Consider the following 25,047-nt stretch of genomic DNA (forward strand, 5'->3'; position numbering starts at 1 on the left):
CCCGATGATCGGGTAGGACGGGGTATCAACATTTTCTGGCGTTGACTTTTAGCACGCTGTTGAGTTCTCAAGGAACGGATGCTTCCTTCGGTCCACCCTCTCGGGCTTTCCTCCGGGCTTTCCCTTCGGTGTTTCCAACCTTACCAGATTCTCTGCCCGGCTCGTTTCCGAGCCATTTCGTGAATTCCGGCTGCTTCGGTTCTTCAGGCGGGGTCCGCCCGGTTTCCCGTTGCGTTGGAGCCGTAAACGTACTGGAGCGGAGCGCCCGGATGCAAATCGAGGCGCTCCGCCCTCTGACGAGGCCTCAGACCTCGACGACGACCGGCAGGATCATGGGCCGGCGACGGTAGTTGTCGGAGACCCACTTGCCCAGCGTGCGGCGCACGAGCTGCTGGAGCTGGTGCGTCTCGGCGATGCCGTCCTGTGCGGAACGGGCCAGCGCCTCGTCGAGCTTGGGGATCACCTGCTCGAAGGCGGCGTCGTCGATGCCCGAGCCGCGGGAGTGGATGTTCGGGCCGCCGACGATCTTGCCCGTGGCGCTGTCCACCACCACGAAGATCGAGATGATGCCCTCGTCCCCGAGGATGCGGCGGTCCTTGAGAGAGGACTCGGTGACGTCGCCGACCGACAGGCCGTCCACGTACACGTATCCGGCCTGGACCTTGCCGGAGATGCGGGCCTTGCCGTCGATGAGGTCGACGGCGACGCCGTCCTCCGCGATCACCACGCGGTCCCGCGGTACGCCGGTCTGCGCGCCGAGTTCCGCGTTGGCCCGCAGGTGGCGCCATTCGCCGTGCACGGGCATGAGGTTCTTGGGCTGGCAGATGTTGTAGAAGTACAGCAGCTCGCCGGCCGAGGCGTGGCCCGAGACGTGCACCTTGGCGTTGCCCTTGTGCACGACGTTGGCGCCCCAGCGGGTCAGCCCGTTGATGACGCGGTAGACCGCGTTCTCGTTACCCGGGATCAGCGACGAGGCCAGGATGACGGTGTCGCCCTGGACGATGCGGATCTGGTGGTCGCGGTTGGCCATGCGGGACAGCGCCGCCATCGGCTCGCCCTGCGAGCCGGTGCAGACGAGCACCACCTCTTCCTCGGGCAGGTCGTCGAGCGTCTTCACGTCGACGACGAGGCCGGCCGGCACCCGGAGGTAGCCGAGGTCGCGGGCGATGCCCATGTTGCGGACCATCGAGCGGCCGACGAACGCGACGCGGCGTCCGTACTCGTGCGCGGCGTCGAGGATCTGCTGGATGCGGTGGATGTGGCTGGCGAAGCTGGCCACGATGATGCGCTTCTGCGCGCTGGCGAAGACCTGGCGCAGTACGCCGGAGATCTCGCGCTCGGGCGGCACGAAGCCGGGGACCTCGGCGTTGGTGGAGTCCGACAGCAGGAGGTCGATGCCCTCCTCGCCGAGGCGGGCGAAGGCCCGCAGGTCGGTGAGGCGGCGGTCGAGCGGCAGCTGGTCCATCTTGAAGTCGCCGGTGTGCACGACCATGCCGGCGGGCGTGCGGATGGCGACGGCCAGCGCGTCGGGGATGGAGTGGTTGACGGCGACGAACTCGCAGTCGAACGGGCCGATGCGCTCGGTGTGCCCCTCCTCGACCTCCAGCGTGTACGGCCGGATGCGGTGCTCCTGGAGCTTGGCCTCGATGAGGGCCAGCGTCAGCTTGGAGCCGATGAGCGGGATGTCCGGCTTCTCGCGGAGCAGGTAGGGGACGGCACCGATGTGGTCCTCGTGGCCGTGCGTGAGGACGATGCCCTCGACCTGGTCCAGCCGGTCCCGGATGGAGGTGAAGTCCGGGAGGATCAGGTCGATGCCGGGCTGCTCCTCCTCGGGGAAGAGGACGCCGCAGTCGACGATGAGGAGGCGGCCGTCGAACTCGAAGACGGTCATGTTGCGGCCGATCTCGCCGAGACCGCCGAGCGGGGTGACCCGGAGGCCGCCCTCGGCAAGCTTCGGCGGCGGTCCGAGCTCAGGATGCGGGTGACTCAAAAGACTCTCCTTACCCAACGCGCCACGCGTCCCTGGCCTCCGGCGTAGGGAACCCGTGGGACACGTGGCGCGCGGTATTCGTGATGACGTGCTTCGTCGGGGGTGGTGCAGTCACTGCACTCGTCGTGGTCGTGCTCGGTATGCAGTTGTGAAGTCTGGTGCTACAGCTGTACCCCGCTGTGCGAGAGGTCGTGCTTGAGCTGTTCGGTCTCCTCCGGGGAGAGCTCGACGAGCGGCAGCCGGAGCGGGCCGCCCGGGAGTCCCTTGTGCGCGAGGGCGGCCTTGGTCGTGATGACGCCCTGGGTGCGGAACATGCCGGTGAAGACCGGGAGCAGCTTCTGGTGGATCTCCGTGGCCTTGGTGACGTCGCCGCTGAGGTGCGCGTCGAGCATGGCGCGCAGCTCGGGGGTGACGAGGTGGCTGACGACGGAGACGAAGCCGACGGCGCCCACCGAGAGCAGCGGCAGGTTGAGCATGTCGTCGCCGCTGTACCAGGCGAGGCCGCTGGTCGCGATGGCCCAACTCGCGCGCCCCAGGTCGCCCTTGGCGTCCTTGTTGGCGACGATCCGCGGGTGGTCGGCCAGCCGCACGATGGTCTCGGTGTTGATCGGGACGCCGGAGCGGCCCGGGATGTCGTAGAGCATGACCGGCAGCTCGGTCGCGTCCGCGATCGCGGTGAAGTGCCGGTAGAGGCCCTCCTGCGGGGGCTTGCTGTAGTACGGCGTCACGGCCAGGAGGCCGTGGGCTCCGGCCTTCGCCGCGTCACGGGCCAGTTCGAGGCTGTGCGCGGTGTCGTTGGTGCCGGCTCCCGCGACGACGTGCGCGCGGTCTCCGACCGCTTCCACGACCGCGCGGACGAGCTTGGCTTTCTCCACGTCGCTGGTGGTCGGTGACTCTCCGGTGGTGCCGTTGACGATCAGGCCGTCGTTGCCGGAATCCACCAGATGGGCAGCCAGCTGCTGCGCGCCGTCGAGGTCAAGGCCGCCGTCTGCGGTGAACGGCGTGACCATCGCGGTCAGGACCCGCCCGAAGGGCGTCTGCGGTGTGGAGGTCGGAGCCATGGGGTCCACGCTACTCGCAGCGGGTGGCGCAATGCTCCCTCGGGGCGGCTGTGGTGTCGGCCCGGGAGGGCCGTGGGCCTGCGCCGGAGGGGATGCGAGGGGATCGGACGGAGGGCCCGGCACTGCCTGCTCGGGGGTTCAAGCAGTGCCGAGCCCGTTCCGTCAGGCTAGTTGAACTTCCCGAAATGCCGCAATACGGACACTACGGAGCGACACGGCCGTTGGCGTTGAAGGCCGCGTACGTGAGGGGCATGAGCTTCGCCCACTGCGCCTCCATCTGCTCGGCCACCATGGCGATCTCGCGCTGCGGGAAGGACGGCACCTTCGCGTCCTCGTGCTGCGTGCGCAGGCCGAGGAAGTGCATCAGCGAACGGGCGTTGCACGTCGCGTACATGGAGGAGTAGAGGCCGACGGGGAGGACCGAGCGGGCCACCTCGCGGGCGATGCCCGCGTCCAGCAGCTCCTGGTACGTCGCGTACGCCTGGCGGTAGGACTCCTCCATCGCGCGACCCGTGAGCTCGTGCTGCTCCTCGGTGCCCTCGACGAACTCGTACTTGCCGGGACGGCCCTGCTGCACCAGCTTGCGGTCCGCCTCGGGGACGTAGAACACCGGGTCGAGACGGCGGTAGCGGCCGGACTCCTCGTTGTACGACCAGCCGGCGCGGTGCCGCTGGAACTCGCGGAAGACGAAGAGCGGGGCGCTGATGAAGAAGGTCATCGAGTTGTGCTCGAAGGGGCTGCCGTGGCGGTCCCGCATCAGGAAGTTGATCAGGCCCTTGGAACGCTCCGGGTCCTTCTGGAGCTCCTCCAGCGACTGCTCGCCGGCGGTGGAGACGCGCGCCGCCCACAGCACGTCGGTGTCCGCCGCGCTGTGCTTGACCAGCTCGACGGTCATGTCGCCGCGGAAGCCTGGGGCGGTCCGGTCTTGGGTTTCGGTCACTGGGCGGGTCCTTCCACGCACGTACTTCTGCCAGGGCGGCGACCACACTACGGCGCCCCACCGACAGTGCCCGAAGTGCCCCTGAACTTCCGGAGATACCCGACATACTCGCCACGAACGGAGAAAGAGGGACCCCGGTGCCGGTGTGCGCAGGTGGGCTTGATATTTTTCTCACATACCTCCGGTGGAGAACGGGCACTCGCCCACGCTCCCGGACGTTCACCTCTCACCAGCCCAGATCGAGTGTTTTCGGGAGCCCCGCCATGCTGCGCCGCGGAGAAAAAGTGCCGTTCGCCTTCGTCGCCGAGGCAGAACGGTTCCGCAGCAATGTGACGCCGCCGCCCCGGCCCGAACGCAGCTTCGCGCAGAAGGCCGGCAGCGCCCTGTTCGGACTGACCGTCGTGGCCGGACTCGCGGGGTCGCTGCTGCTGGGCACCCCCGCGCTCGACCCGGGACAGCAGGAGGGCCGCAGCGGTCACCCGGCCGCCGCCGAGGGCCGCTGACCGACGCCGGGTGACCGGACCGCCGCCTGCCACCCTCGGGTGGTCCGGTCACTCCCGCCTCGCTACTCTCCGGACTCACACAGTCCCCCTGTCGTGAGCGAGGACCACCCGTGCCCCTGCCCTTCCTGACGGCCGACCGCGACCCCGGTCCCGCCGCCCACACCGACGTCCCGCTGCCCCACACCGACCGCGACCGCTGGCGGCGTCCCTACCGGCCCGGGCCCTGGCGGGTCGGCGGCAGCGCGCTGCTGTTGCTGCTGTCCTCGTACGTGCTGATGTCGGCGCTGGTGATCGCGCTGACGGGGTCCGTCTGGGGCGCGCTCGGCGCTCTCGTGCCGGCCGTCGTCCTGATCGCGCTCGCGCTGCGCCTGCTGCGGGTGGGGGTGTGGGTCTCCGCGTACGGGCTGCGGCTCATAGGTCTGTTCTCGACCGTCACGCTGCGCTGGAGCGAGGTCGCGGCCGTGCGGACGGTGCAGCAGCCCGTCCGGTGGCTGGGTCTCCCCCGCACCGTGCAGGGCCAGGCGCTGAGCGTCGGCCGGGCACAGGGCGAGCCGCTGCGCACCGTACTGACCGACCACAACGCGGACTTCCTCAACCGGAGGGACGCGTTCGAGCACGCGGCCGACGTCATAGAGGCCTGGGCCGCCGAGTCCCGCTGACCGCCGTCCCCGCCGCTCCATGAGGACGGACGGGGACGACGGCGGGGGTCACACCTCCGTGCGGGGCTGCGCCTGGGCACCGGACTGCGCCTGGGCGGAGGGCTGTGCCGGGTTGCGGTGCAGGGTGATGGCGCGCTGCATGGCCTTGCGGGCGCGGGGGGTGTCGCGGGCGTCGTGGTACGCGACGGCGAGCCGGAACCAGGAGCGCCAGTCGTCCGGCGCCGCCTCCGTCTCGGCCTGCCGCCTGGCGAAGACCTCGTCCGCCGAGTCGCGGTCGATCCGGCCCGCGGCCGTGCGCTTCAGCTCGTCGACGGGCAGGCCGCCCTCGGCCTCCAGTTCCCGCGCCAGCCGGTTGGCGTTCCGCGCGAACTCCGTGGTGCGCCACAGGAACCAGACGCCGATGACCGGCAGCGCCAGCACGGCGACGCCGAAGGCGACCGTCACCGGGGTGCCCTGCCGGATGAGCAGGACGCCCCGGCTGCCGACCAGGAAGAAGTACACGACCAGCACGGCGGCCAGCGTGAAGTAGGTGATGCGTGCGCGCACGGGCCGGCCCTCAGTCCAGGTCGAGGAAGTGCTCGAGGCCGAAGGTCAGACCCGGCACCGACACCACCTTGCGGACGCCCAGCAGTACGCCGGGCATGAACGAGCCACGGTGCATGGAGTCGTGGCGGATGGTGAGCGTCTCGCCCTCGTCGCCGAGGAGGACCTCCTGGTGGGCGACGAGGCCGCGCAGGCGCACCGCGTGCACCGGGACGCCGTCCACGTCCGCGCCGCGCGCGCCCTCCAGCGCCGTGCTGGTCGCGTCGGGCTGCGCGGGCAGGCCCGCGTCCCGCCGCGCCTCGGCGACGAGCTGCGCGGTGCGCACGGCGGTGCCGCTGGGCGCGTCCGCCTTGTTCGGGTGGTGCAGCTCGACGACCTCGACGGACTCGTAGAACCGTGCGGCCTGCTGCGCGAAGCGCATCGTGAGGACGGCGCCGATGCCGAAGTTCGGGGCGATCAGGACGCCGGTGCCCGGCGCGGCGGCGAGCTGTCCGCGGAGCGTGGCCAGCCGCTCGTCCGTCCAGCCCGTGGTGCCGACGACGCCGTGGATGCCGTGGCCGACGCAGAACGCGAGGTTGTCCATGACCGACTCGGGGTGGGTCAGGTCGACGGCGACCTGCGTGCCGCTCCCGGTGAGGGCGTCGAGGCTGTCGCCGCGGCCGAGGGCGGCCGTCAGCTCCATGTCGTCGGCCGCCTCGACGGCCTTCACGGCCTCGGAGCCCATGCGGCCCTTGGCGCCGAGGACGGCTACGCGCAGCTTGCTCATTGATTCGTTCCTTCGGGAGTGTCAGGAGGGTCGGGGACGCGTGCCGAGGCCCGCTGCCCGGGGGCTCAGGAGAGCACCTCGTGCAGCCGGGACGTCTGTTTGTCGGTGAACGCCCCGATCGCGGAGAGGGAGGGACGCCCGGCGAGGACGTCCCGGGCCACCGAGCGGATGTCGTCCGGGGTGACGGCCGCGATCTTCGCCAGCATGGTGTCCACCGACAGCTGTTCGCCCCAGCACAGCTCGCTCTTGCCGAGCCGGTGCATCAGCGCGCCGGTGTCCTCCAGGCCCAGCACCGTCGATCCCGACAACTGGCCGACCGCGCGCCGCAGTTCCTCGTCCGTGATGCCGTCCCGGACGACGGAGTCCAGCTCCTCGCGGCAGAGCCGCAGGACGTCGGCGGCCTGGGACGGGCGGCAGCCCGCGTACAGCCCGAAGAGCCCGCAGTCGGCGAAGCCGGAGGTGTAGGAGTAGGTGCTGTAGGCCAGGCCGCGCTTCTCCCGGATCTCCTGGAAGAGGCGGGAGCTCATGCCGCCGCCGAGCGCCGCGCTGAGCACCCCGAGCGCCCAGCGGCGCTCGTCGTGCCGGGAGACGCCGGGCAGGCCGAGCAGGACGTGCGCCTGCTCGGTGTCCCGCCGGACGATGTCCAGGCGTCCGGTGGCGGGCAGCGGGTGGCTGCCGCCGCGCGGGCCGACCGGTTCGGCGCCCGCGGTGCGCTCCAGCGCACCGGCCCGCTCGAACGCGGCGCGGACCTGCTCGACCACGGTGTCGTGGTCGAGGTTCCCGGCCGCGGCGACGACCAGGCGCGGGGCGTCGTAGTGCGCGCGGTAGAACCGCTCGACGCGGTCGCGGTCGAGGGCGTTGACGGTGTCGACGGTGCCGAGGACGGGGCGGCCGAGGGCGCTGTCGCCGAACATCGTCCGCGCGAACAGGTCGTGCACGCAGTCGCCGGGGTCGTCCTCGGTCATCGCGATCTCTTCGAGGATGACGCCGCGCTCGGCGTCGAGCTCGGACTCGTCGATGACGGACGAGGTGAGCATGTCGGAGACGACGTCGATGGCCAGCGGCAGGTCGGCGTCGAGGACGCGCGCGTAGTAGCAGGTGAACTCCTTCGCGGTGAAGGCGTTCATCTCGCCGCCGACGGCGTCGAGGGCCGCGGAGATGTCGAGCGCGCTGCGGCGCCGGGTGCCCTTGAAGAGCACGTGCTCCAAGTAGTGGGTGGCGCCGTTGAGTTCGGGTGTCTCGTCACGGGAGCCGACGTGCGCCCAGATGCCGAAGGTCACCGAGCGCACGTGCGGGACGGTCTCGGTGACGACGCGGAGGCCGCCCGGCAGGACCGTCTTGCGCACCGCGCCGTCTGCCGTCGCGGATGCGCCCATGGCCCCCGTCCCCGTCATGGTCGTCGCTGTCATCTCCGCCTCGTGTTCGTCCGGGTACGGGCGACGGCCCGCCCCTCCGTGGAGGTGGGGCGGGCCGTCGCTCGGAGCGGTGAGGTCACTTGGCGTCCGCTGCGGACTCGTCCGCCGCGCCGTCCTCACCGGAGTTGTCCTCGTCCTCGTCGAGCACGGGGATCAGCGACAGCTTGCCGCGCTGGTCGATCTCCGCGATCTCGACCTGGACCTTCTGGCCGACGCCGAGGACGTCCTCTACGTTCTCCACGCGCTTGCCGCCGGCGAGCTTGCGGATCTGCGAGATGTGCAGCAGACCGTCCTTGCCGGGGAGCAGGGAGACGAAGGCACCGAAGGTGGTGGTCTTCACGACCGTGCCCAGGTACCGCTCGCCGACCTCGGGCATCGTCGGGTTGGCGATGCCGTTGATCGTGTTGCGGGCGGCCTCGGCGGCCGGGCCGTCGGCGGCACCGATGTAGATCGTGCCGTCGTCCTCGATCGTGATGTCGGCGCCGGTGTCCTCCTGGATCTGGTTGATCATCTTGCCCTTGGGGCCGATGACCTCACCGATCTTCTCCACGGGGATCTTCACGGTGATGATCCGCGGGGCGTTCGGGGACATCTCGTCCGGGACGTCGATGGCCTCGTTCATCACGTCCAGGATGTGCAGACGCGCGTCGCGGGCCTGCTTCAGCGCGGCGGCGAGCACGGAGGCCGGGATGCCGTCGAGCTTGGTGTCGAGCTGGAGCGCGGTGACGAACTGGCGCGTACCGGCGACCTTGAAGTCCATGTCACCGAAGGCGTCCTCCGCACCGAGGATGTCGGTGAGGGTGACGTAGTGCGTCTCGCCGTCGATCTCCTTGGAGATCAGGCCCATGGCGATACCGGCGACGGGGGCCTTCAGCGGCACACCGGCGTTCAGCAGCGACATGGTGGAGGCGCAGACCGAGCCCATGGACGTCGAGCCGTTGGAGCCCAGCGCCTCGGAGACCTGGCGGATCGCGTAGGGGAACTCCTCGCGCGTGGGCAGCACCGGCACGATGGCGCGCTCGGCGAGGGCGCCGTGGCCGATCTCGCGGCGCTTCGGGGAGCCGACGCGGCCGGTCTCACCGGTGGAGTACGGCGGGAAGTTGTAGTTGTGCATGTACCGCTTGCGGGTCACCGGGGAGAGGGTGTCCAGCTGCTGTTCCATGCGGAGCATGTTCAGGGTGGTGACGCCCAGGATCTGGGTCTCGCCACGCTCGAACAGCGCGGAGCCGTGCACCCGCGGGATGGCCTCGACCTCGGCGGCGAGCGTACGGATGTCCGTGACGCCGCGGCCGTCGATGCGCTTCTTCTCGCGGATGACGCGCTCGCGGACCAGTTCCTTGGTCAGCGAGCGGTACGCGGCGGAGATCTCCTTCTCGCGGCCCTCGAACTGCGGGATGAGCTTCTCGGCGGCGACGGCCTTGACGCGGTCCAGCTCGGTCTCGCGCTCCTGCTTGCCGGCGATGGTGAGCGCCTGGGCCAGCTCGTCGCGCACGGCGTCGGTCAGGGCCTCCAGCACGTCGTCCTGGTAGTCCAGGAAGACGGGGAAGTCGGCGACCGGCTTGGCGGCCTTGGCGGCCAGGTCCGACTGGGCCTTGCAGAGCGTCTTGATGAAGGGCTTCGCGGCCTCGAGACCGGCGGCGACGACCTCCTCGGTCGGCGCCTCGGCGCCGCCCTTGACGAGCTCGATGGTCTTCTCGGTGGCCTCGGCCTCGACCATCATCACCGCGACGTCGCCGTCGGGCAGGGTGCGGCCGGCGACGACCATGTCGAAGACGGCGTCCTCGAGCTCGGTGTGCGTCGGGAAGGCGACCCACTGGCCCTGGATGAGGGCGACGCGGGTGGCGCCGATCGGGCCGGAGAAGGGCAGGCCGGACAGCTGCGTGGAGCAGGAGGCGGCGTTGATCGCGACGACGTCGTAGAGGTGCTCGGGGTTGAGCGCCATGATCGTCTCGACGATCTGGATCTCGTTCCGCAGGCCCTTCTTGAAGGACGGGCGCAGCGGGCGGTCGATCAGGCGGCAGGTGAGGATCGCGTCCTCGGAGGGCCGGCCCTCACGACGGAAGAAGGAGCCGGGGATCTTGCCGGCCGAGTACATGCGCTCCTCGACGTCCACGGTCAGCGGGAAGAAGTCCAGCTGGTCCTTGGGCGACTTGGAGGCGGTGGTGGCCGACAGCACCATGGTGTCGTCGTCCAGGTACGCCACGGCGGAGCCGGCGGCCTGCTTGGCCAGGCGGCCCGTCTCGAAGCGGATGGTGCGGGTGCCGAAGGAGCCGTTGTCGATAACGGCCTCTGCGTAGTGGGTCTCGTTCTCCACCAGGGATGCTCCTCGTGATGTGTCCGCCGCCCGTGTGGCGGCGGACCCTCTGCGGCGGAGCGTGTCCGACGTTCGGGCCGGTCTTCGATCGAAGCACCCGGGAGCTTGCGCGGGTCCGGGGGCCACTACCGAGGACCGACGACAGGCGGGCACGCTCTGCCTCGTACATGTTCTGTTGTGGCTGCCGCACCCCGCCGCGACCGGCGGACGGTGTCCGACGGGACCAGCCTACCGAGAGTCGGCGGCCGGCGAGATGCGGCGGGAGATACGGCGAAGGGAGCGGCTCCCGGTCGAGGGGGCCGCTCCCTGTAGGCACGTCTTAGCGGGCGCCTGCCGCACCGCGGCGGATGCCGAGGCGCTCGACCAGGGCACGGAAGCGCTGGATGTCCTTCTTCGCCAGGTACTGCAGCAGACGGCGGCGCTGGCCGACGAGCAGCAGCAGACCACGGCGGGAGTGGTGGTCGTGCTTGTGGGACTTCAGGTGCTCGGTCAGGTCCGAGATGCGACGGGAGAGCAGCGCCACCTGGACCTCGGGGGAGCCGGTGTCACCCTCCTTGGTGGCGAACTCGCTGATGATCTGCTTCTTCGTCGCGGCATCGAGAGACGACACGCGTACTCCTCACGGTTTCATGGGCCCCGTCGAGCGCCCCTGGTATGGGTCACAGGGGATGCTTCGGTTACTCGGGAGGCCGGACAAGCTTACCAGCGGCTGCACACGCGTCCGCCCGCCCCCTGTGCTGCCGGAAGGGGGCGGGCGGACGGCTGTGCGTACGGGCGGGTGTCAGCCTCCGATGAGGCCCTTCACCTTGGCGTAGACGTCGAGCACCGCGAGGCACAGCGGGATCAGCGTCAGCAGGACGAAGGTCTCGGACAGCTCCATGAACCGGCCCCAGAAGGGGGTCAGTCCGGTGCGCGGGACGATCAGGCCGATGGCGGTGACCAGGGCGGCGGCCGCGGCGATGGAGGCCGTGATCCAGATCGTGCGGATGTCGAGCGGGCCGCTGTCCCCCTTGATCATGTCGGCGACGAGGCCGGCCGGGGTGTTCAGGGACAGACCGAGCGCGAGCAGCGCCAGGGCGCCGAGGCCCGCGATCAGGGCGCTGCCGACCTGCGCGGTGTACCGGAAGAGGCGGGCGCGCAGCAGCATCGCGATGCCGGTGGCGAGGGCGAGCAGCTGGCCCCAGCCGTTGTCGGAGAAGCCGAGGACGGCGGCGGAGCCGATGACGACGGCGCACCAGCCGCCGACGAGACCGACGAGCATCTCGTGGCCGCGGCGGGCCTGGGCCGCGATGCGGTCGGCGTCGACGGGGCCGTGGGTGTCGGGCTTGCCGTCGCCGTCGCCGTCGTAGCCGGGGGCCGCGACGCGGGGCTCGTAGCCGACGGGGAGCCGGGCGAAGCGGGCGGAGAGGCCGGGCAGGAAGGCGATGGTGCCGACGGCGACGGGTGCGGCGATGGCCGCGGCGGCGACGGGGCCGATGTCGGTGGCGACGGCGATGAAGGTGATCACGGTGCCGACGGCGGAGGCCACGGCGGAGGCGACGAACGGGCCGTCGCCGGTGGGTGTGACGGTGATCAGCACGGCGGAGGCGAGGAGTACGGCGACGCAGCCGAGGAGGAACTGGAGCCGGCCGACGCCGCTGTCCTCCGGGAGCGGCAGGATCGCGGAGCCCGCGATCATGATGTGCGGCATGGCCCCGAGCCCGAGGGCGATCGAGGAGGCGCGGTCGTCGTAGACCCGGGCGCGGACGCAGGCGAGCGCGACGAGCAGCAGCCCTGCGGCCGCGGCGATGATGCCGGGCAGGCCGTGCATGTCGTGCCGGACGGGGTCGGCGAACCAGAGCGCGAACGCCATGAGCACCAGCAGGACGCCGCCGCCGGTGAGGCCGGCGCCCCGCATCAGCGTCTCGTTCCACAGGGTGCGGTCCTGCTTGACGGACGAGGCGACCGCGTCGCTTACGTCGTCGAAGACGGCGGCGGGCAGCGAGTCGGCGAAGGGGCGCAGCAGGAGGACCTCGCCGTCCCGGATGCCGTTGCCCGCGAGGGACAGCCCCGACTCCAGCGCGCGTCCGTCCCGGCGCACCAGGTGGTACCCGGACAGCGAGCCGTCCGCCGGGCTGCCGCCGGACAGCCGGGCGATCTCCGGGTAGACGTCGGAGAGCGGCACGTCCTCGGGCAGCGCGACATCGATGCGCCCGCCGGGCGCGACTACCGTGACGCGGCAGAAGCCGGTCGCTGCGGTCGTGGCCACCTTGTTATTCCCCCTTGCATCTCTGCTCGGACCTTGCATCTCTGCTCGGACCGCGTAGATCCAGCATCACGATGAATTAGACATCTCGGGCCGAATGGCCCGTATTGCTCTGAAGTTCTTCCCCAAGGCCCCTCGCCGCGGAAGCACTTGGGAAGATTGCGGGTTACCTTACCGTCATCCGAGCCCGGTCCATCGCCCCGCTCTCCGCTCGCTCTCGCACCTACTAGGATCAACGCCTGCATGACCGGTAGCTGTTGCAGAGGCGGGGGCGTCGGTGCGTAATTGCGAAATTATCGTGAAGGACTGATGTATCGGTGAGTGTGGTCATCGTGAAGCGGCAACCACGGGTCATGCCGCCGACCGTGCCCGAAGGGGAAGTGAAGCTGGAATCCCCTCCGGAACTTCCCCGGGACGGGGACCAGGACATCTGGATGAATCTCCTGCCCCTCATGGGCATGGGCGGTTCGGTGGCATTCTTCTTCATGCCCGGCTCTCAGCCGTACATGAAGGTCGTCGGCGGCCTGATGGCCGTCTCCACCGTTGCCATGGCGATCGCGCAGCTCGTCAAGGCACGGCGCGGGGGTCGCGCGCAGCTCGGACAGGAGCGCCGCGACTACTTCCGCTATCTCGACCAGGTGCGCAAGGACGTCCGCAAGACGGCGGACGCACAACGGCACGCACAGCTGTACCAGCACCCGAGCCCGGATCAGTTGTGGGCGATCGTCGGTGACAACAAGCGGCTGTGGGAACGGCGCCCGTCCGACGCGGACTTCTCCTCCGTACGGATCGGAACGGGCTGGCAGCAACTGAGCACTCCGCTCGTGGCGCCGGAAACGGCTCCGAAGGACGAACTGGAACCGCTGACGGCGGACGCCATGAAATCCTTCCTCGACATTCACAGGTCCATCCCGGACCTGCCGATCGCGGTCAGTCTCCGGGCCTTCTACCACGTGGTGGTAACCGGCAGTACGGACGAGGTGTACGGCAATGTCCGGGCCACCATCGGCCAGTTGACGTCGCTGCACTCCCCCGAGGAACTGATGGTCGCCGTGGTGTCCCACCCCGGATCCATGGCCGAGTGGGACTGGACGAAGTGGCTGCCGCACTCGCAGCACCCCTCGCAGAAGGACGGCGCGGGCCAGGCCCGGCTGTTCTACGACGACCTGGGGCAGCTGGAGGAGGCGCTCGCCAACCAGCTGGAGGGCAGGGCCCGTTGGAACCGTGACGGCACCCCCGTCGCGGACCAGCCGCATCTCGTGGTGATCCTCGACGGCGGCTCCATCCCGCCGGACTCGCAGCTCGCGGGCGCCGAGGGCCTGCAGGGCGTCACCTTCATCGAGGTCGCGCCCGGCAGCCTGGACGACCAGATGTCCGGCGGCCTGACGGTGCACGTGCGGGAGAAGGCGCTGGACCTGTACGTCGGCCGCGAGTCGGCGTTCTCCGGCAAGCCGGACCTGCTCAGCTACGAGCAGGCCGAGGCGCTCGCGCGGCAGCTGTCCCCGATGCGCATGGGCAGCGGCGAAGAGGGCGAACCGCTGCTGTCCAACCTGGACTTCACCGACCTGATGGGGATCGGCGACGCCGGCTCCGTCGACGTCGCGCGGACCTGGCGGCCGCGTTCGCTGCACGAGCGGCTGCGGGTGCCGATCGGCATCGGCGGCGAGGGCGAGCCCGTGATGCTCGACATCAAGGAGGCCTCGCAGGAGGGCATGGGCCCGCACGGCCTGTGCGTCGGTGCGACCGGTTCCGGTAAGTCGGAGCTGCTGCGGACGCTGGTGCTCGGCCTGGCCGTGACGCACTCGTCCGAGACGCTCAACTTCATCCTCGCCGACTTCAAGGGCGGCGCGACCTTCACGGGTATGGGCGACATGCCCCACACCTCGGCGGTCATCACCAACCTCGCCGACGAGCTCACCCTCGTGGACCGCATGCGGGACGCGATCACCGGTGAGCTCAACCGGCGGCAGGAGCTGCTGCGCAAGGCGGGCAACTACGCCAACATCACGGACTACGAGAAGGCGCGCGCCGCGGGTGCCGCGCTGGACCCGATGCCGTCGCTCGTCCTGATCATCGACGAGTTCTCCGAACTCCTCACCGCGAAGCCGGACTTCATCGACATGTTCATCCAGATCGGCCGCATCGGCCGTTCGCTGGGTGTGCACATGCTGCTGGCCTCGCAGCGTCTGGAGGAGGGCAAGCTGAGGGGTCTGGACACCTTCCTGTCCTACCGGATCGGTCTGCGGACCTTCTCCGCCGCCGAGTCCCGTACGGCGATCGGTGTCCCGGACGCCTACCACCTGCCGAACGTGCCGGGTGCGGGCTTCCTCAAGTACGACACCGAGACGATGGTCCAGTTCAAGGCCGCGTACGTCTCCGGTGCCTACCGGGCCGCGGGCCCGACGCGGGTCAGCCAGTCCGCCTCGGCGCGTCCGGTGATGTTCACCGCCGAGCCGGTGGCCCTCCCGGTCCTGCCCGAGCCGGAGGTGCAGGAGGAAGAGGACGTCGACGAGGCGCTCGCCGACACCGTGCTCGACGTCATCGTGCAGAAGATGGTCGGGCAGGGCCCGTCCGCGCACCAGGTGTGGCTGCCGCCGCTGGACGAGGCGCCGTCCCTGGACCAGCTGCTGCCGGCGCTCGCCGGTACCCAGGAGCGCGGTCTGACCGCCCCGGACTACACGGCGCTCGGCCGTCTCACGGTGCCGGTCGCGCTGCTGGACAAGCCGTTCGAGCAGCGGCGTGACGTGCTGTACCGGGACTTCTCCGGTGCCGCCGGTCACGGCTTCGTCGTCGGTGGTCCGCAGTCCGGCAAGTCGACGCTGCTGCGGACGCTGATGACGTCCTTCGCGCTCACCCACACCCCGTCCGAAGTGCAGTTCTACTGCCTGGACTTCGGTGGCGGCTCGCTGCTGGCGATGGAGGATCTGCACCACGTCGGCGGTGTCGCCAACCGGCTGGACGGCGAGAAGGTGCGCCGTACGGTCAGCGAGGTCATGGCGATCCTCAACGAGCGGGAGGAGTACTTCCGCGCGAACAACGTGGACTCGATCGCCACCTACCGTCAGCGCCGCGCCGCCGGGCAGCTGCCGGACCAGAAGTGGGGCGACGTCTTCCTCGTCATCGACGGCTGGGCGACGTTCAAGAACGACTACGAGATGCTGGAGAGCGACATCACCGACCTCGCCACGCGGGGTCTCGGTTTCGGCATCCACCTGATCCTCACCGCCACCCGGTACACCGAGGTGCGCCCGGCGCTGAAGGACCTGCTGCAGAACCGCGTCGAGCTGCGGCTCGGCGACCCCTCGGAGTCGGAGATCGACCGCAAGGTCGCCGCGAACGTCCCGAACGGCCTGCCGGGCCGCGGTCTCAGCCCGGACAAGCTGCACCTGATGACGGCGCTGCCGCGGATCGACGGCTCCTCCACCCTGGAGGACCTGTCCGAGGCGACGGCGCAGACCGTCCGCTCGATCAACGAGCACTGGACGGGAGAGCCGGCACCGGCGGTGCGGCTGCTGCCGACCATGCTGGAGGCGGCGCGGCTGCCGAAGGGCTCCGACTACCCGGAGCACGGCGTCGCGTTCGGTATCGACGAGAGCTCGCTGCGTCCGGTCTTCGTCAACTTCGAGACGGACCCGCTGTTCGTCGTCTTCGGCGAGAGCGAGTCCGGCAAGAGTGCGCTGATCCGGCTGCTCATCCAGCAGATCACCGAGCGATACTCGCCGGACAAGGCGAAGATCGTCGTCGGTGACTACCGGCGTGCGCATCTCCAGGGCGTCCCCGAGGCGCACCTCTCGCGCTACTGCGCCGCGGCTCCCGCGCTGCAGGAGACCCTGGAGGGCCTCGCGGGTTCCATGTCCCGGCGCATGCCGGGTCCGGACGTCACGCCGGAGCAGCTGCGCAACCGCAGCTGGTACGACAGCCCCGACGCGTTCGTCATCATCGACGACTACGACCTCGTGGCGACGGGCCAGAACCCGCTGATGCCGCTGCTGGAGTACCTGCCGTTCGCGCGGGACGTGGGTCTGCGCGTCATCATCGCCCGCTCCTCCGGCGGCGCGAGCCGCGCGCTGTACGAGCCGGTGATGCAGCGCATGAAGGAACTGGGCGCGCAGGGCATGGTCCTCTCCGGCGACAAGTCCGAGGGCCAGCTGCTGGGCAACATCTCGCCCTCGCAGCTCCCCGCGGGCCGTGGTTACTTCCACACCCGCCGGCGCGGCGGCCAGCTCGTCCAGTCCGGCTGGCTCCCGGCCCGGTTCTGACCGGCTGAACGCACCACCGCGGAAGCCCGGTGGCGGACTCCCCGTCCGCCACCGGGCTTTCGCGTTTCCGCGGCACCTTCCGGGATCGTCCGAGGCCGTCCGGGGGCAGGGTGCCGCGTGGAATAATCGCGGTCCCGCGGGGGGCCGGGGGTGTGCCGGGCCCCGCCGCGTCGACGAGACCGTTGAAGGGAGACCCGGCCATGGGGACACAGCAGGAGAAGGACGAGCTGTACGCGATGGACATCTCCGGCGCCGTCTGGGAGTCCGCGCCCGGTGGCCCGGAGGACGAGAAGGTCGAGATCGCGCACCTGCCGGGCGGTGCCGTGGCGATGCGCAACTCCAAGGACCCCGGCACCGTGCTCCGTTACACCGCGGCCGAATGGCACGCCTTCGTCCTCGGCGCCCGCGACGGCGAGTTCGACCTCGAACCCACCGAACGCAACGGCGGCCTCACCGCGGGCTGACCGCGGCGGAACAGGTGAAGGGGCGGCACCCGTGGGGTGCCGCCCCGTTGTGCGGGTGACCGGGTTACAGCTTGTGCCGGGTCAGGCCGGTCCGTTCGGCGCGGCGCGTGCGGTCGGCGCCGGCGCGGCTGCGTGCGCCGGCGGTGGCCGCCCAGTCCTTGGGCTGCATGCACATGAGTTCGCCGGTTCCGGGGACCAGGACCGCCCCGCCGAAGGCGTCGTCCCCGGCGAACCAGACGCCGTCGGCGATGTCCTTCGGCCACTGCTTGCGGTGCAGCGCGTCACGGGCCGACATCTCCGGCGAGGCGTCGCCGGTCCCGTCGCCCAGCACCAGGAAACGGCGGCCGTTCTGGCGGAGGTTGACCTTCCGTACGGGGGCCCGGAAGACGGCGGGGTAGGTGCGCAGGATGCGTACGCAGCGGCGGGTCAGGGCGAGCGAGGAGACGAGCTTGTTGAGGTGCACGAGGGTGCCGGCCGCGCCGACGGGCGCCATCGGGATCAGGTAGCCGGAGTCGAGGACCACGAGCAGCACGGGCCAGACGGCGAACAGCGGGCACCAGGTGCAGAAGTACCTCAGCGCGGCGCGACGGTGCCGCCCGGCGGCCTGGGCGAGGTCCGCCTCCGTCACCTCGCGCGCGGGGCTCGAAGGGTCGGTCATCGGGGTTCTCCTAGCTGTCTGGACTGCTCGTCGCCGTCGGGGGCGGGACGCCCCGGGCCGCTCAGCCGAAATCGCTCCGGACCGCTTCGGCCGCCGAGCCCGGTGCGGGCCGCTCCCCGGGGTCCCGGGGCGCGGGGTCGGTGAAGCTGACCGTGGCGGCGACGCCGAGCAGGATATTGCGGTACGCCTCCGCGTTCTCCACGGAGGAGGTGACCAACTGCACCAGGACCACGCCCTGTCCGGACTCGTCCGGGACGGCGACGGTGCCCTGCCACACCGGTTCCGCCGCGCCGCCCGGCCGCTCGTCGAGCGCGGCACCGGGCAGGCGGGGGCGGCTCTCCCGGCTCAGGAGGAACCCGGTGCCGCAGGGCAGCGGCACCGGACGGATCTCCTCGCCGTCCCCGCCGCCCCGGCCCCCGGCCTCCTGGCCGAGGAGCGCGGCGAGTACCAGTTTCGGGCTGGTCCCCTGGACCTCGGCGCGGGAGAACACCAGCACCGAACTCGTCGCGGAACCGGCCTCGTCCGGGTGCAGCCCCAGGTACGCGCCCAGGACGCGCTGCCGCTGGAGCGACCACAGGAACATCGCGTACAGCCGGAAGACCTGGTCGGCGCGGCCGCGGAGCTCCGGGGGGAGGGCGCGGATCTGCTCGGCGGTCCGGGCCAGCCGCTCCTGGCCCGGGTCCGTCTCCAGGGGGACGTATCCGTGCGGGAGCGTGTACCAGAAGAGCGGCGCTTCCCCGGCCCGCTTCGCGTCCATGCCGTTCACAGCCGCATCCCCGCGACGAGATCACCCATGTCGGAGACGAACTCCGCGCCCGTGCCCCAGGCGCCGAAGCTCGCGGCGCCCGCCTTGGTCACCTCGGCCGAGTTGTGCCCGTAGCCCTCCGAGGGGAGCACGCCGGCCGTCTCCAGCGAAGAGGCCGTGTTCGCCGCCACGTTGGCGCCGTTCACGGCGTACTGGAGGACGCCGGTGTTCGGGTCGGTGGCGACGTCGAGCGCCTTGAACCGGAAGGCCTCGACGGCCTCCTTGCCGAAGGTGCTCGCCTTGGCCCCGGCGGACATCACCTCGCCGCCTTCCCTGGCGGCGCCCGCGAGCATGCTCACCTCGCCGCCCGCCTTCCCCAGCGCGCCCAGCCCGGGGACGACGCCGAGCGCGTCGCCGCCGAGCGAGGCGATGGCGCTGAACTGCTCCATGCCGCCGTGCTTTCCGGTCAGCGAGTCCCGGAAGTCCTCGCTGGAGAGGTTCTTCGCCATGCTCGCGGCACTGGCGACGACCGCGACGGCGGCGAACGCGGGGGCGAGCGGGGTGGGGAGCAGCGCCAGCAGACCGGCGACGGCGCCGATGGTGCCCGCGTGGTCGAGCAGGAACTGGCCGACGTCCTTGAGCCGGTCCCCGACCCAGGAGAGTCCCTCGCTCAGCCAGCCGGGCTCCTTCGGGGCCAGTTTGTCGTCGGCCTCGTCGAGTTTCCCGGCGGTCTTCCCGGCCTCCTCGCCGTGCGTCTTCTCCAGCTCCCCGGCCTTCTTGACGACGTCGTCGTAGGCGGTGTTGGCCTTCTCCACGGCGGCCGACGCCTCGCTCAGGCGGCGTTCGGCGGCGCGGAGGCGGTCGGTGGCCGCGTCGGCCTCGGCCTGGGTGGGGTACTGCTTGCCGCCGAGGCCGAGGTCGGGGTGCTTGGCCGCCTCGTCGTACCGGTCCTTGGCGGTGCCGGCGGCGGCCTTCTTGTCCTTGGCCTCGTCGTCGTACTTCCTGGCGAGTTCGCGGTGCGAGCCGAGGGTGGCGTCCCAGTCCTTGAGTTCTGCCGCGGCCTTCTCCATGGAACGGGCGGCGTTCTTCATGTACTCGGGGAGTTCGTCCTGGAGCGCTTCCCGGAAGGCGGTGGCGGCGTCGCCCTCCCAGTGCTCGCTCTCGCCGACGAGGCGTTCGATCTGCCGGTGCGAGGTACGGAGCGCCTTCGCCGCGCTCTCGACCTTGGTCCGCAGCGCCTCCACCTCGGCCGGGATGCCCGGTACGGGGTTCCAGCCGAGGTGCGGGTAGGGGTTGGCCGCCATCAGTTGCCGCCCTTGCCGCCGGAAGTGCCCTCGCCGGCCATCTTCGTGAGGGCCTGTTCGAGGTTCTTCTCCATCTCCTCGTAGCTCAGCTTGTTCGACTTCACGCCTTCGGCGATCTGGCCGATCATCTCGCCGAGCTGCTCGGAGCCGTACTTCCAGCGTTCCTGGAACCCGTCGCAGGCCTCGTCGAGGCGGGAGGTGCCGATCTGGTCGGCGCGGACGTGCGACAGCGCCTTCCTGGCCTCGTCCAGGTCCCGCACGCTGCTCTTCAAGGAGCGGACGAACATGTCCAGTTGGTCGGTGTCTGCCTTGAAGTGGCTCCCCACCGGATGCACCTCTCCCACGCACAGAAATCGGACGATCGAGACCAGGGGCGCATAAGCCGCCAGCGGCCCCCGCTCGCACAGCGGGGGCTGAGTATACGAGCAGATCGAGCCACCGGAATGGCTCGAATTCGACGTCGACGGGGGCCTCGGCCGGGCCGTTCCTCTACTGCCGTGCGGAGCACGGGTGTTGGCGGCGCGCGGCCCGGATGTGATGTCGGGAACACCGGGCGGAGGGCGGCACCGGGGCGTGGACGGGGGCACGGCATGATGGGCGGGCGGCCGCGGCAGCACGTACGCCCCGCCGGTACCCCGCACGCTCCGAAAGGCACCGCAGTGACCCAGCAGCCCCACGACGGAACGCCCGGCGGATCCCGCCCGGACCCGGCCGGTACCCGCCCGCAACGGGGCGGCCCGGCCCGCATGCTGCTGTGCTTCGCCGGCGTGCTCGCACTCGCCGTCGTGGCCGCGGTGCTGCTGGTCGTCACGGGGGCGGCGGAGCTGCAGACGGCACTGGTCGTCGTCGCCTGGGTGATGGTGCTGCTCAGCTTCGGCCTCAGCCGGTGGCTGACCCACCAGCGCAAGCAGCGCTACCTGACCCTCTTCCCCACCCTCGACGACGTGCGCCGCGGCCTGGACGAGGACGCGCTGCGCACCGTCCGCGACCGGGACGGAGTCCCGCAGGCGGTACGGGAGTTGCGCCGCCAGGTGCCGGGCATGCCGCTCACCGACGCCGCGAAGCTCGTCCGGGAGCTGTGACCTGCTGTGCGGGCATGTCCGCGACAGCCGGTGGGATACCCTGCCCGCATGAGTGGGAGCAGCTTCATCTGGAACTTGCCCGACGCGAGCGGCCGGCCGCCGCAGGCCACGGAGGAGCCCGAAGAAGCGCCCGTCACACGCCAGGCGCTCCGGGTGCTGCCGGGGGCCACGTTCCTCCTCGCGGGGATGTACCTCGCCGCCGCGATCGCGACCGTCCTGAACGGCGACTTCCGCGTCGCCTGGATGCTGTCCGCACTCCCCGCCGTCGGCGCCGCGTTCCTGACCGTGCGCGGGGTACGGCTGCGCCGGGTCGTCCTGTGCGCCGTCAGCCTCGGCGCCCTCGTCGTCTGGGGCGTCCTCGCGGCCGTCCTGGGCTGAACCGCCCCGCGGAATCCTCATGAGCCGTCGGCCCTCCGTGGCCGGCGGCTCAACCGCGTGTGGGGCCGGGCCGGTTGGCACGAAAGCGAGCCGCGGCGGAAGCGTTCTTCCGCCGCGGCTCGTGGTGCGCGTGCTTATGCCTGCTGCGGCCCGCCGGGCGGACCGGGCGGCGGCGGGGGCACGTCCTGGCCGGGCGCGGGCGGCGGCGGAACCGGCGCCCCGTACGGTCCGCCCTGCTGCGGCGCCGCTCCCCCGAACTGCCCCGGCCCGAAGCCGGGCTGGCCCGGCGCGGGCTGACCCGGCCAGGCCCCTTGCGGCCCCGGGTACGGCTGCGGGCCGCCCGGGCCCTGGCCGAGGGTGGCGCGGCGCTTGTTCCGGCTGCGGCCCACGAGGACGACGATCAGCAGCGCCACGACGACGAGGAGGATCAGGAAGTAGATGCCCAGCGTGACGATCGGCGGGCCGAAGAGGAACAGCCAGTCCATGCCGTCGTCGTCCGTGGAGCCGCCGGACGCCGCCGGGCCGGCCGAGGCGGAGGGCTCCGGCTTCGGCTGCTCCAGCGGCCCGGCCTCGGGCCCCGCGGGGATGTCGTAGGTGACGGCCCGGAACGGGCGGACGACGCCGTAGCCGAACTCCTTGTCCGGCAGCTCGGCCTCCTTGCCCGCCTTCTTCCCGTCCTCGTACACCGGCGGCTTGGCCGTCTTCACCAGCCGGTTGATCACCTGGCCCGCGCTCAGGTCCGGGTGCTCGGCCCGGACGAGGGCGGCGGCCCCGGAGACCTGCGCGGCGGCGGCCGAGGTGCCGGTGAACCAGCTGTAGCCGGACTCGGCGGTGCGGTCCGGTGAGACGAGGTCCTCGGCGGGAGCGGTGAGGACCGTGTCGCCGTACGAGGAGAGCGTCTCCAGCTCACCGTCCTTGTCGATGGCCCCGGCGGAGACGACGCCCGGGTAGGAGGCCGGGAAGTTCTCCTCCTCGATGCCGCCGTCACCGGCCTCGCCGACCACCACCACGTCCTTCGTGACGGCGTACGTCACGGCCTCGCGCTCGTCGGGCGTCTCGACGGTGCTGTACGAGAGGTTGAGCACGTCGACGCCCTGGTCGACGGCGTACCGGATCGCGTCGCCGTTCGACACCGCGGTCTCGTCGACCTTGACGGGCAGGATCTTCGCCTCGGGCGCGAGTCCCTTCATGCCCGAGCCGCCGCCCGCGCCGTGACCGTGGGCCGCGACGACGCCGGCGACCTGGGTGCCGTGCCCGTCGCTGTCCTCGGTGGCGCTGCCGGAACCGGTGAAGTCCCGGCCCTTGAGGACGTTGCCCGCCAGGTCCGGGTGGCGCGCGTCGACGCCCGAGTCGATCACGGCGACCGTGACGCCCTTGCCCGTCGAATGGCGCCAGACCGATTCGGCGTCGAAGGCCTTCAGGTCCCACTGCTTGTCCCGGACGTAGTCGGCGGCGGCGGGCGAAGCCCCCAGTCCGACCGTCAAAGCCACCGCCAGCGCGCCGGTTCCGACCGCGCGCAGCACTCCTCGGTGCGTCAAGCCGCTCCCTCTCTCTGTCGCGTCGGCACGGATTCCCGTCCGAACGCCGTCCCCCGCAGCCGCCGTCGCACCCTGCCCGTCCCGGGGTGCCCGCACGGGACACCCCTCACGGGCCGCTCGTCACGATCTGCTCGTCCACGGTCCGCCCGTCGCGGACCGCTCCTCACGAAAAACCACTCGGGCGCGACTCAACCGGCGCGCAACTGCCCGTCGCGCGCCGCCCGTTGGCCACTGCCCGCTGCCGGTCCCGTACGCGCGAGAACCCGGGCGGGCCCGTGGCGCCCACCCGGGTTCGGCGTCGATTCCCCGGCCGTGTCCGGCCGTCCGGCTCAGTCGGAGCCGGAGGCGATCCCGCGCTTGCGGCGGTAGTCGCGGAGCGCGACGGAGGTGCCGCCGATCAGCAGCGTGAGCACGGTGCCGGTGGCCAGGACGTAGACGGAGATGCGCTGGGTGCGCTCCGTCTCGCTCTCGCCGACGGTGAGCTTCATCGGCGTGGCGTGGCCGCTCTTCTGCTGGGCGTCCGGCGTCGGCGCCGGCTGCGGCTTGTCGTCGCCCGACAGCGCCGCGACCGGGTCGACGACACCCCAGCCGATCTTGGTGTCGGGCCCGGAGCCGGGACGGTTCGCCGTCTGCGCGAGGCGCGCGGCGACCTCCTGGGAGCTCCACTCCGGGTACTTGTCCATCATCAGCGCGGCGACGCCGGAGACGTACGGGGCCGAGAAGGACGTGCCGTCCGAGGCGCACTGACCGCCCTTGGGGACGGTGGAGACCATGCCCACACCGGGCGCCGCGACGTCGACGAACTCGCCGGACTGCGAGAAGAACGCGCGCTCGTTGTTGCGGTCCGAGGCGGCGACGGCGAGCACGCCGTCGTACGCGGCCGGGTAGGTGTTCTCCAGCTTGCCGTTCGCGCCGTCGTTCCCCGCGGCGGCGACGACGAGCCGGTCCTTGGCGACGGCGTCGCCGATGGCGGCCTGGAGCGTCGCGTCGGGCTTCTTGCCGACCGTGTCCGAGGAGATGTTGATGATCTGGGCGCCCTGCGAGACCGCGTGCCGGATGGCCTTGGCCATCGTCCGCGAGTTGCCCTTCTCCCCGTCGTCACCGCCGGTGTAGCGGATCGGGATGATGCTCGCGCGCGGGGCGATCCCGGAGAAGCCCGTGCCGGAGATCTTCTGCGCCGCGATGATGCCGGCGACGCGGGTGCCGTGGCCGTTGACGTCCTTGGTGCCGTCCGAGCCGCCGACGAAGTCCTCGCCGCCACCGGCCAGCGCGGGCGCGATCTGCTTGTTGCCCTTGTCGACGCCGGTGTCGATGACCGCGACCTTGACGCCCTCGCCCGTGGCCTCGCTCCACAGCTCGTCGAGCAGGACGCGCTGCAGCGACCAGGGCGTGCTCTTGATGTTCTTGCCGCCGAACTCGCACTCCGTCGAGTTGGCCAGCCGCGTCGGCGTGCTGCCGGAGCGGGCTTCCGGGCCGGACCCGGAAGCGGCGTTCCCGGAGGCCGCGGCGGGCGCGACGGTTCCGACGGCGCAGAGGCCGAGCGCCGCGAGTACGCCGAAGGCGCGCTGTGCGCCGCGAGTTGCTCCGGCCCGGCGGTGGCTGATCCCCACGTTCAGGACTTCCCCTATGAATCCAGTGATACCCATCGACTCGTGTCTCTCCCCCGGAGGTATCGGCCCGCGCGTGCCTGCACACCCCGGTCCTCGGCCGGCCCGCGCTGACGGACCGGACCGGCCGAAGGGCGGGAGGGCCGCGGCCGTACCCGCCCACAACCGACAGGAGCGGGCCGGCCCGAGAGGCCGGCCCGCTCCGTCCGGGCACCGACTACCGGTCAGTTGCCCCAGACGTTCGCGTTGCTCTTCTCCGTGGACTGGTAGTTGTCCGCGGAGTTCTGCAGAGCGGTCGAGATCTTCATCAGGACCTCGTGCAGGTGCTGCGCCGTCTGGTCCCACTGGCGCTGCTTCTGCTGGTACCCCTCCTGGGCGGAACCTTCCCAGGTGTTGGCCACGCGCTTGACCATGGCCTCGAGGTCGTCGAGCTGCTGCTTGATGCGACCTGCCGTCTGCCTGACGTCCGTCGACGCCTGGGAAACCGTCTGGAAGTTAACGAGAATTCCGGACACTTACGACTCCTCCTTCAGCGATATTCGGTAGTAGAGAGCTGTGAACCCGAGATCGGGAACG

22 protein-coding genes are annotated in these 25,047 nt (G+C 71.0%); 6 read left to right on the top strand and 16 right to left on the bottom strand.

The genetic code is table 11. The features are described 5' to 3' along the window. Nucleotides 1–304 precede the first annotated feature (304 nt). From HCC30_RS20770 to thyX, 3 genes are all read right to left on the bottom strand, one after another. Nucleotides 305–1,990, bottom strand: a complete 1,686-nt coding sequence (locus tag HCC30_RS20770; protein WP_169444139.1) for a ribonuclease J — start codon at nt 1,988–1,990, stop codon at nt 305–307. A gap of 161 nt (nt 1,991–2,151) precedes the next feature. Next, entirely contained in the window at nt 2,152–3,051 is a 900-nt protein-coding gene (gene dapA, locus HCC30_RS20775) for a 4-hydroxy-tetrahydrodipicolinate synthase (protein WP_169444140.1), read from the bottom strand. A 202-nt stretch (nt 3,052–3,253) separates the two neighbouring features. Then, entirely contained in the window at nt 3,254–3,991 is a 738-nt protein-coding gene (gene thyX / locus HCC30_RS20780; RefSeq protein ID WP_169444141.1) for an FAD-dependent thymidylate synthase, read from the bottom strand. 263 nt (nt 3,992–4,254) lie between these two features. Between thyX and HCC30_RS20785 the strand changes: the two genes are divergently transcribed. Together HCC30_RS20785 and HCC30_RS20790 are read left to right on the top strand one after the other, a co-directional pair. After that, a complete protein-coding gene (locus tag HCC30_RS20785) occupies nt 4,255–4,494 on the top strand; it encodes a hypothetical protein (RefSeq protein ID WP_169444142.1) in 240 nt (79 codons plus the stop codon). A 110-nt stretch (nt 4,495–4,604) separates the two neighbouring features. Continuing rightward, nucleotides 4,605–5,153, top strand: coding sequence for a PH domain-containing protein (locus HCC30_RS20790; protein ID WP_169444143.1), 549 nt, complete (start codon nt 4,605–4,607; stop codon nt 5,151–5,153). Between the two features lie 48 nt (nt 5,154–5,201). Here the strand turns inward: HCC30_RS20790 and HCC30_RS20795 are convergent, their stop codons facing one another. The 6 genes from HCC30_RS20795 to eccD all read right to left on the bottom strand — a co-directional run bounded on the left by HCC30_RS20795 (nt 5,202) and on the right by eccD (nt 12,439). Then, nucleotides 5,202–5,699: a hypothetical protein gene (locus HCC30_RS20795; RefSeq protein ID WP_169444144.1), complete on the bottom strand. Its 498-nt coding sequence runs from the start codon at nt 5,697–5,699 to the stop codon at nt 5,202–5,204. A 10-nt stretch (nt 5,700–5,709) separates the two neighbouring features. Further along, nucleotides 5,710–6,462 carry a 4-hydroxy-tetrahydrodipicolinate reductase gene (gene dapB, locus HCC30_RS20800; protein ID WP_169444145.1) on the bottom strand — a complete coding sequence of 251 codons (753 nt, stop codon included), beginning with the start codon at nt 6,460–6,462 and terminating at the stop codon, nt 5,710–5,712. Between the two features lie 65 nt (nt 6,463–6,527). Continuing rightward, nucleotides 6,528–7,856: a pitrilysin family protein gene (locus HCC30_RS20805; RefSeq protein ID WP_240979780.1), complete on the bottom strand. Its 1,329-nt coding sequence runs from the start codon at nt 7,854–7,856 to the stop codon at nt 6,528–6,530. A gap of 97 nt (nt 7,857–7,953) precedes the next feature. After that, nucleotides 7,954–10,191, bottom strand: coding sequence for a polyribonucleotide nucleotidyltransferase (locus tag HCC30_RS20810; protein ID WP_169444147.1), 2,238 nt, complete (start codon nt 10,189–10,191; stop codon nt 7,954–7,956). Between the two features lie 319 nt (nt 10,192–10,510). Continuing rightward, the gene (gene rpsO, locus HCC30_RS20815) at nt 10,511–10,801 is read right to left on the bottom strand and encodes a 30S ribosomal protein S15 (RefSeq protein WP_169444148.1); all 291 of its coding nucleotides are present in this window, start codon (nt 10,799–10,801) and stop codon (nt 10,511–10,513) included. Between the two features lie 171 nt (nt 10,802–10,972). Further along, on the bottom strand, nt 10,973–12,439 hold the full coding sequence (eccD, locus tag HCC30_RS20820) for a type VII secretion integral membrane protein EccD (RefSeq protein ID WP_346776733.1): 1,467 nt from the start codon (nt 12,437–12,439) through the stop codon (nt 10,973–10,975). Between the two features lie 314 nt (nt 12,440–12,753). On the opposite strand from eccD, the gene eccCa reads away from it, so the two are divergent. Beyond that, nucleotides 12,754–16,695 carry a type VII secretion protein EccCa gene (gene eccCa, locus HCC30_RS20825; RefSeq protein WP_169444150.1) on the top strand — a complete coding sequence of 1,314 codons (3,942 nt, stop codon included), beginning with the start codon at nt 12,754–12,756 and terminating at the stop codon, nt 16,693–16,695. 200 nt (nt 16,696–16,895) lie between these two features. Continuing rightward, on the top strand, nt 16,896–17,159 hold the full coding sequence (locus tag HCC30_RS20830; protein ID WP_169444151.1) for a DUF397 domain-containing protein: 264 nt from the start codon (nt 16,896–16,898) through the stop codon (nt 17,157–17,159). A 64-nt stretch (nt 17,160–17,223) separates the two neighbouring features. Here HCC30_RS20830 and HCC30_RS20835 read toward each other — a convergent pair whose 3' ends face one another. From HCC30_RS20835 to HCC30_RS20850, 4 genes are all read right to left on the bottom strand, one after another. Next, complete coding sequence (locus HCC30_RS20835; protein ID WP_169444152.1) at nt 17,224–17,817, bottom strand: hypothetical protein; 594 nt, start codon at nt 17,815–17,817, stop codon at nt 17,224–17,226. Nucleotides 17,818–17,878: 61 nt separating this feature from the next. Further along, nucleotides 17,879–18,583, bottom strand: a complete 705-nt coding sequence (locus HCC30_RS20840) for a hypothetical protein (RefSeq protein ID WP_169444153.1) — start codon at nt 18,581–18,583, stop codon at nt 17,879–17,881. Next, the gene (locus HCC30_RS20845; protein WP_206324110.1) at nt 18,580–19,866 is read right to left on the bottom strand and encodes a putative T7SS-secreted protein; all 1,287 of its coding nucleotides are present in this window, start codon (nt 19,864–19,866) and stop codon (nt 18,580–18,582) included. The genes HCC30_RS20840 and HCC30_RS20845 overlap by 4 nt, the downstream gene beginning before the upstream one ends. Next, complete coding sequence (locus HCC30_RS20850; RefSeq protein WP_169444154.1) at nt 19,866–20,192, bottom strand: hypothetical protein; 327 nt, start codon at nt 20,190–20,192, stop codon at nt 19,866–19,868. The genes HCC30_RS20845 and HCC30_RS20850 overlap by 1 nt, the downstream gene beginning before the upstream one ends. 333 nt (nt 20,193–20,525) lie before the next feature. On the opposite strand from HCC30_RS20850, the gene HCC30_RS20855 reads away from it, so the two are divergent. Both HCC30_RS20855 and HCC30_RS20860 read left to right on the top strand, forming a co-directional pair. Next, nucleotides 20,526–20,948, top strand: a complete 423-nt coding sequence (locus HCC30_RS20855) for a hypothetical protein (protein ID WP_169444155.1) — start codon at nt 20,526–20,528, stop codon at nt 20,946–20,948. Nucleotides 20,949–20,996: 48 nt separating this feature from the next. Next, a complete protein-coding gene (locus tag HCC30_RS20860) occupies nt 20,997–21,326 on the top strand; it encodes a hypothetical protein (RefSeq protein ID WP_169444156.1) in 330 nt (109 codons plus the stop codon). 134 nt (nt 21,327–21,460) lie between these two features. Here HCC30_RS20860 and HCC30_RS20865 read toward each other — a convergent pair whose 3' ends face one another. The 3 genes from HCC30_RS20865 to HCC30_RS20875 all read right to left on the bottom strand — a co-directional run bounded on the left by HCC30_RS20865 (nt 21,461) and on the right by HCC30_RS20875 (nt 24,986). Continuing rightward, nucleotides 21,461–22,864 carry a S8 family serine peptidase gene (locus tag HCC30_RS20865; RefSeq protein WP_169444157.1) on the bottom strand — a complete coding sequence of 468 codons (1,404 nt, stop codon included), beginning with the start codon at nt 22,862–22,864 and terminating at the stop codon, nt 21,461–21,463. Nucleotides 22,865–23,193: 329 nt separating this feature from the next. After that, entirely contained in the window at nt 23,194–24,510 is a 1,317-nt protein-coding gene (gene mycP / locus HCC30_RS20870; protein ID WP_206324111.1) for a type VII secretion-associated serine protease mycosin, read from the bottom strand. 185 nt (nt 24,511–24,695) lie between these two features. Further along, nucleotides 24,696–24,986: a WXG100 family type VII secretion target gene (locus HCC30_RS20875; protein ID WP_169444158.1), complete on the bottom strand. Its 291-nt coding sequence runs from the start codon at nt 24,984–24,986 to the stop codon at nt 24,696–24,698. Between the last annotated feature and the right edge of the window lie 61 nt (nt 24,987–25,047).

This window comes from Streptomyces sp. HNM0574 (assembly GCF_012726235.1).
Taxonomy (GTDB): Bacteria; Actinomycetota; Actinomycetes; order Streptomycetales; family Streptomycetaceae; genus Streptomyces.

Bases quoted from the DNA above. Each gene is read 5' to 3' on its own strand.
- HCC30_RS20845 (WP_206324110.1), bottom strand. From the start codon at position 19,866: ATGGCGGCCAACCCCTACCCGCACCTCGGCTGGAACCCCGTACCGGGC.
- dapA (WP_169444140.1), bottom strand. From the start codon at position 3,051: ATGGCTCCGACCTCCACACCGCAGACGCCCTTCGGGCGGGTCCTGACC.
- HCC30_RS20785 (WP_169444142.1), top strand. From the start codon at position 4,255: ATGCTGCGCCGCGGAGAAAAAGTGCCGTTCGCCTTCGTCGCCGAGGCA.
- HCC30_RS20805 (WP_240979780.1), bottom strand. From the start codon at position 7,856: ATGACGGGGACGGGGGCCATGGGCGCATCCGCGACGGCAGACGGCGCG.
- HCC30_RS20860 (WP_169444156.1), top strand. From the start codon at position 20,997: ATGAGTGGGAGCAGCTTCATCTGGAACTTGCCCGACGCGAGCGGCCGG.
- HCC30_RS20835 (WP_169444152.1), bottom strand. From the start codon at position 17,817: ATGACCGACCCTTCGAGCCCCGCGCGCGAGGTGACGGAGGCGGACCTC.
- mycP (WP_206324111.1), bottom strand. From the start codon at position 24,510: ATGGGTATCACTGGATTCATAGGGGAAGTCCTGAACGTGGGGATCAGC.
- dapB (WP_169444145.1), bottom strand. From the start codon at position 6,462: ATGAGCAAGCTGCGCGTAGCCGTCCTCGGCGCCAAGGGCCGCATGGGC.
- HCC30_RS20830 (WP_169444151.1), top strand. From the start codon at position 16,896: ATGGGGACACAGCAGGAGAAGGACGAGCTGTACGCGATGGACATCTCC.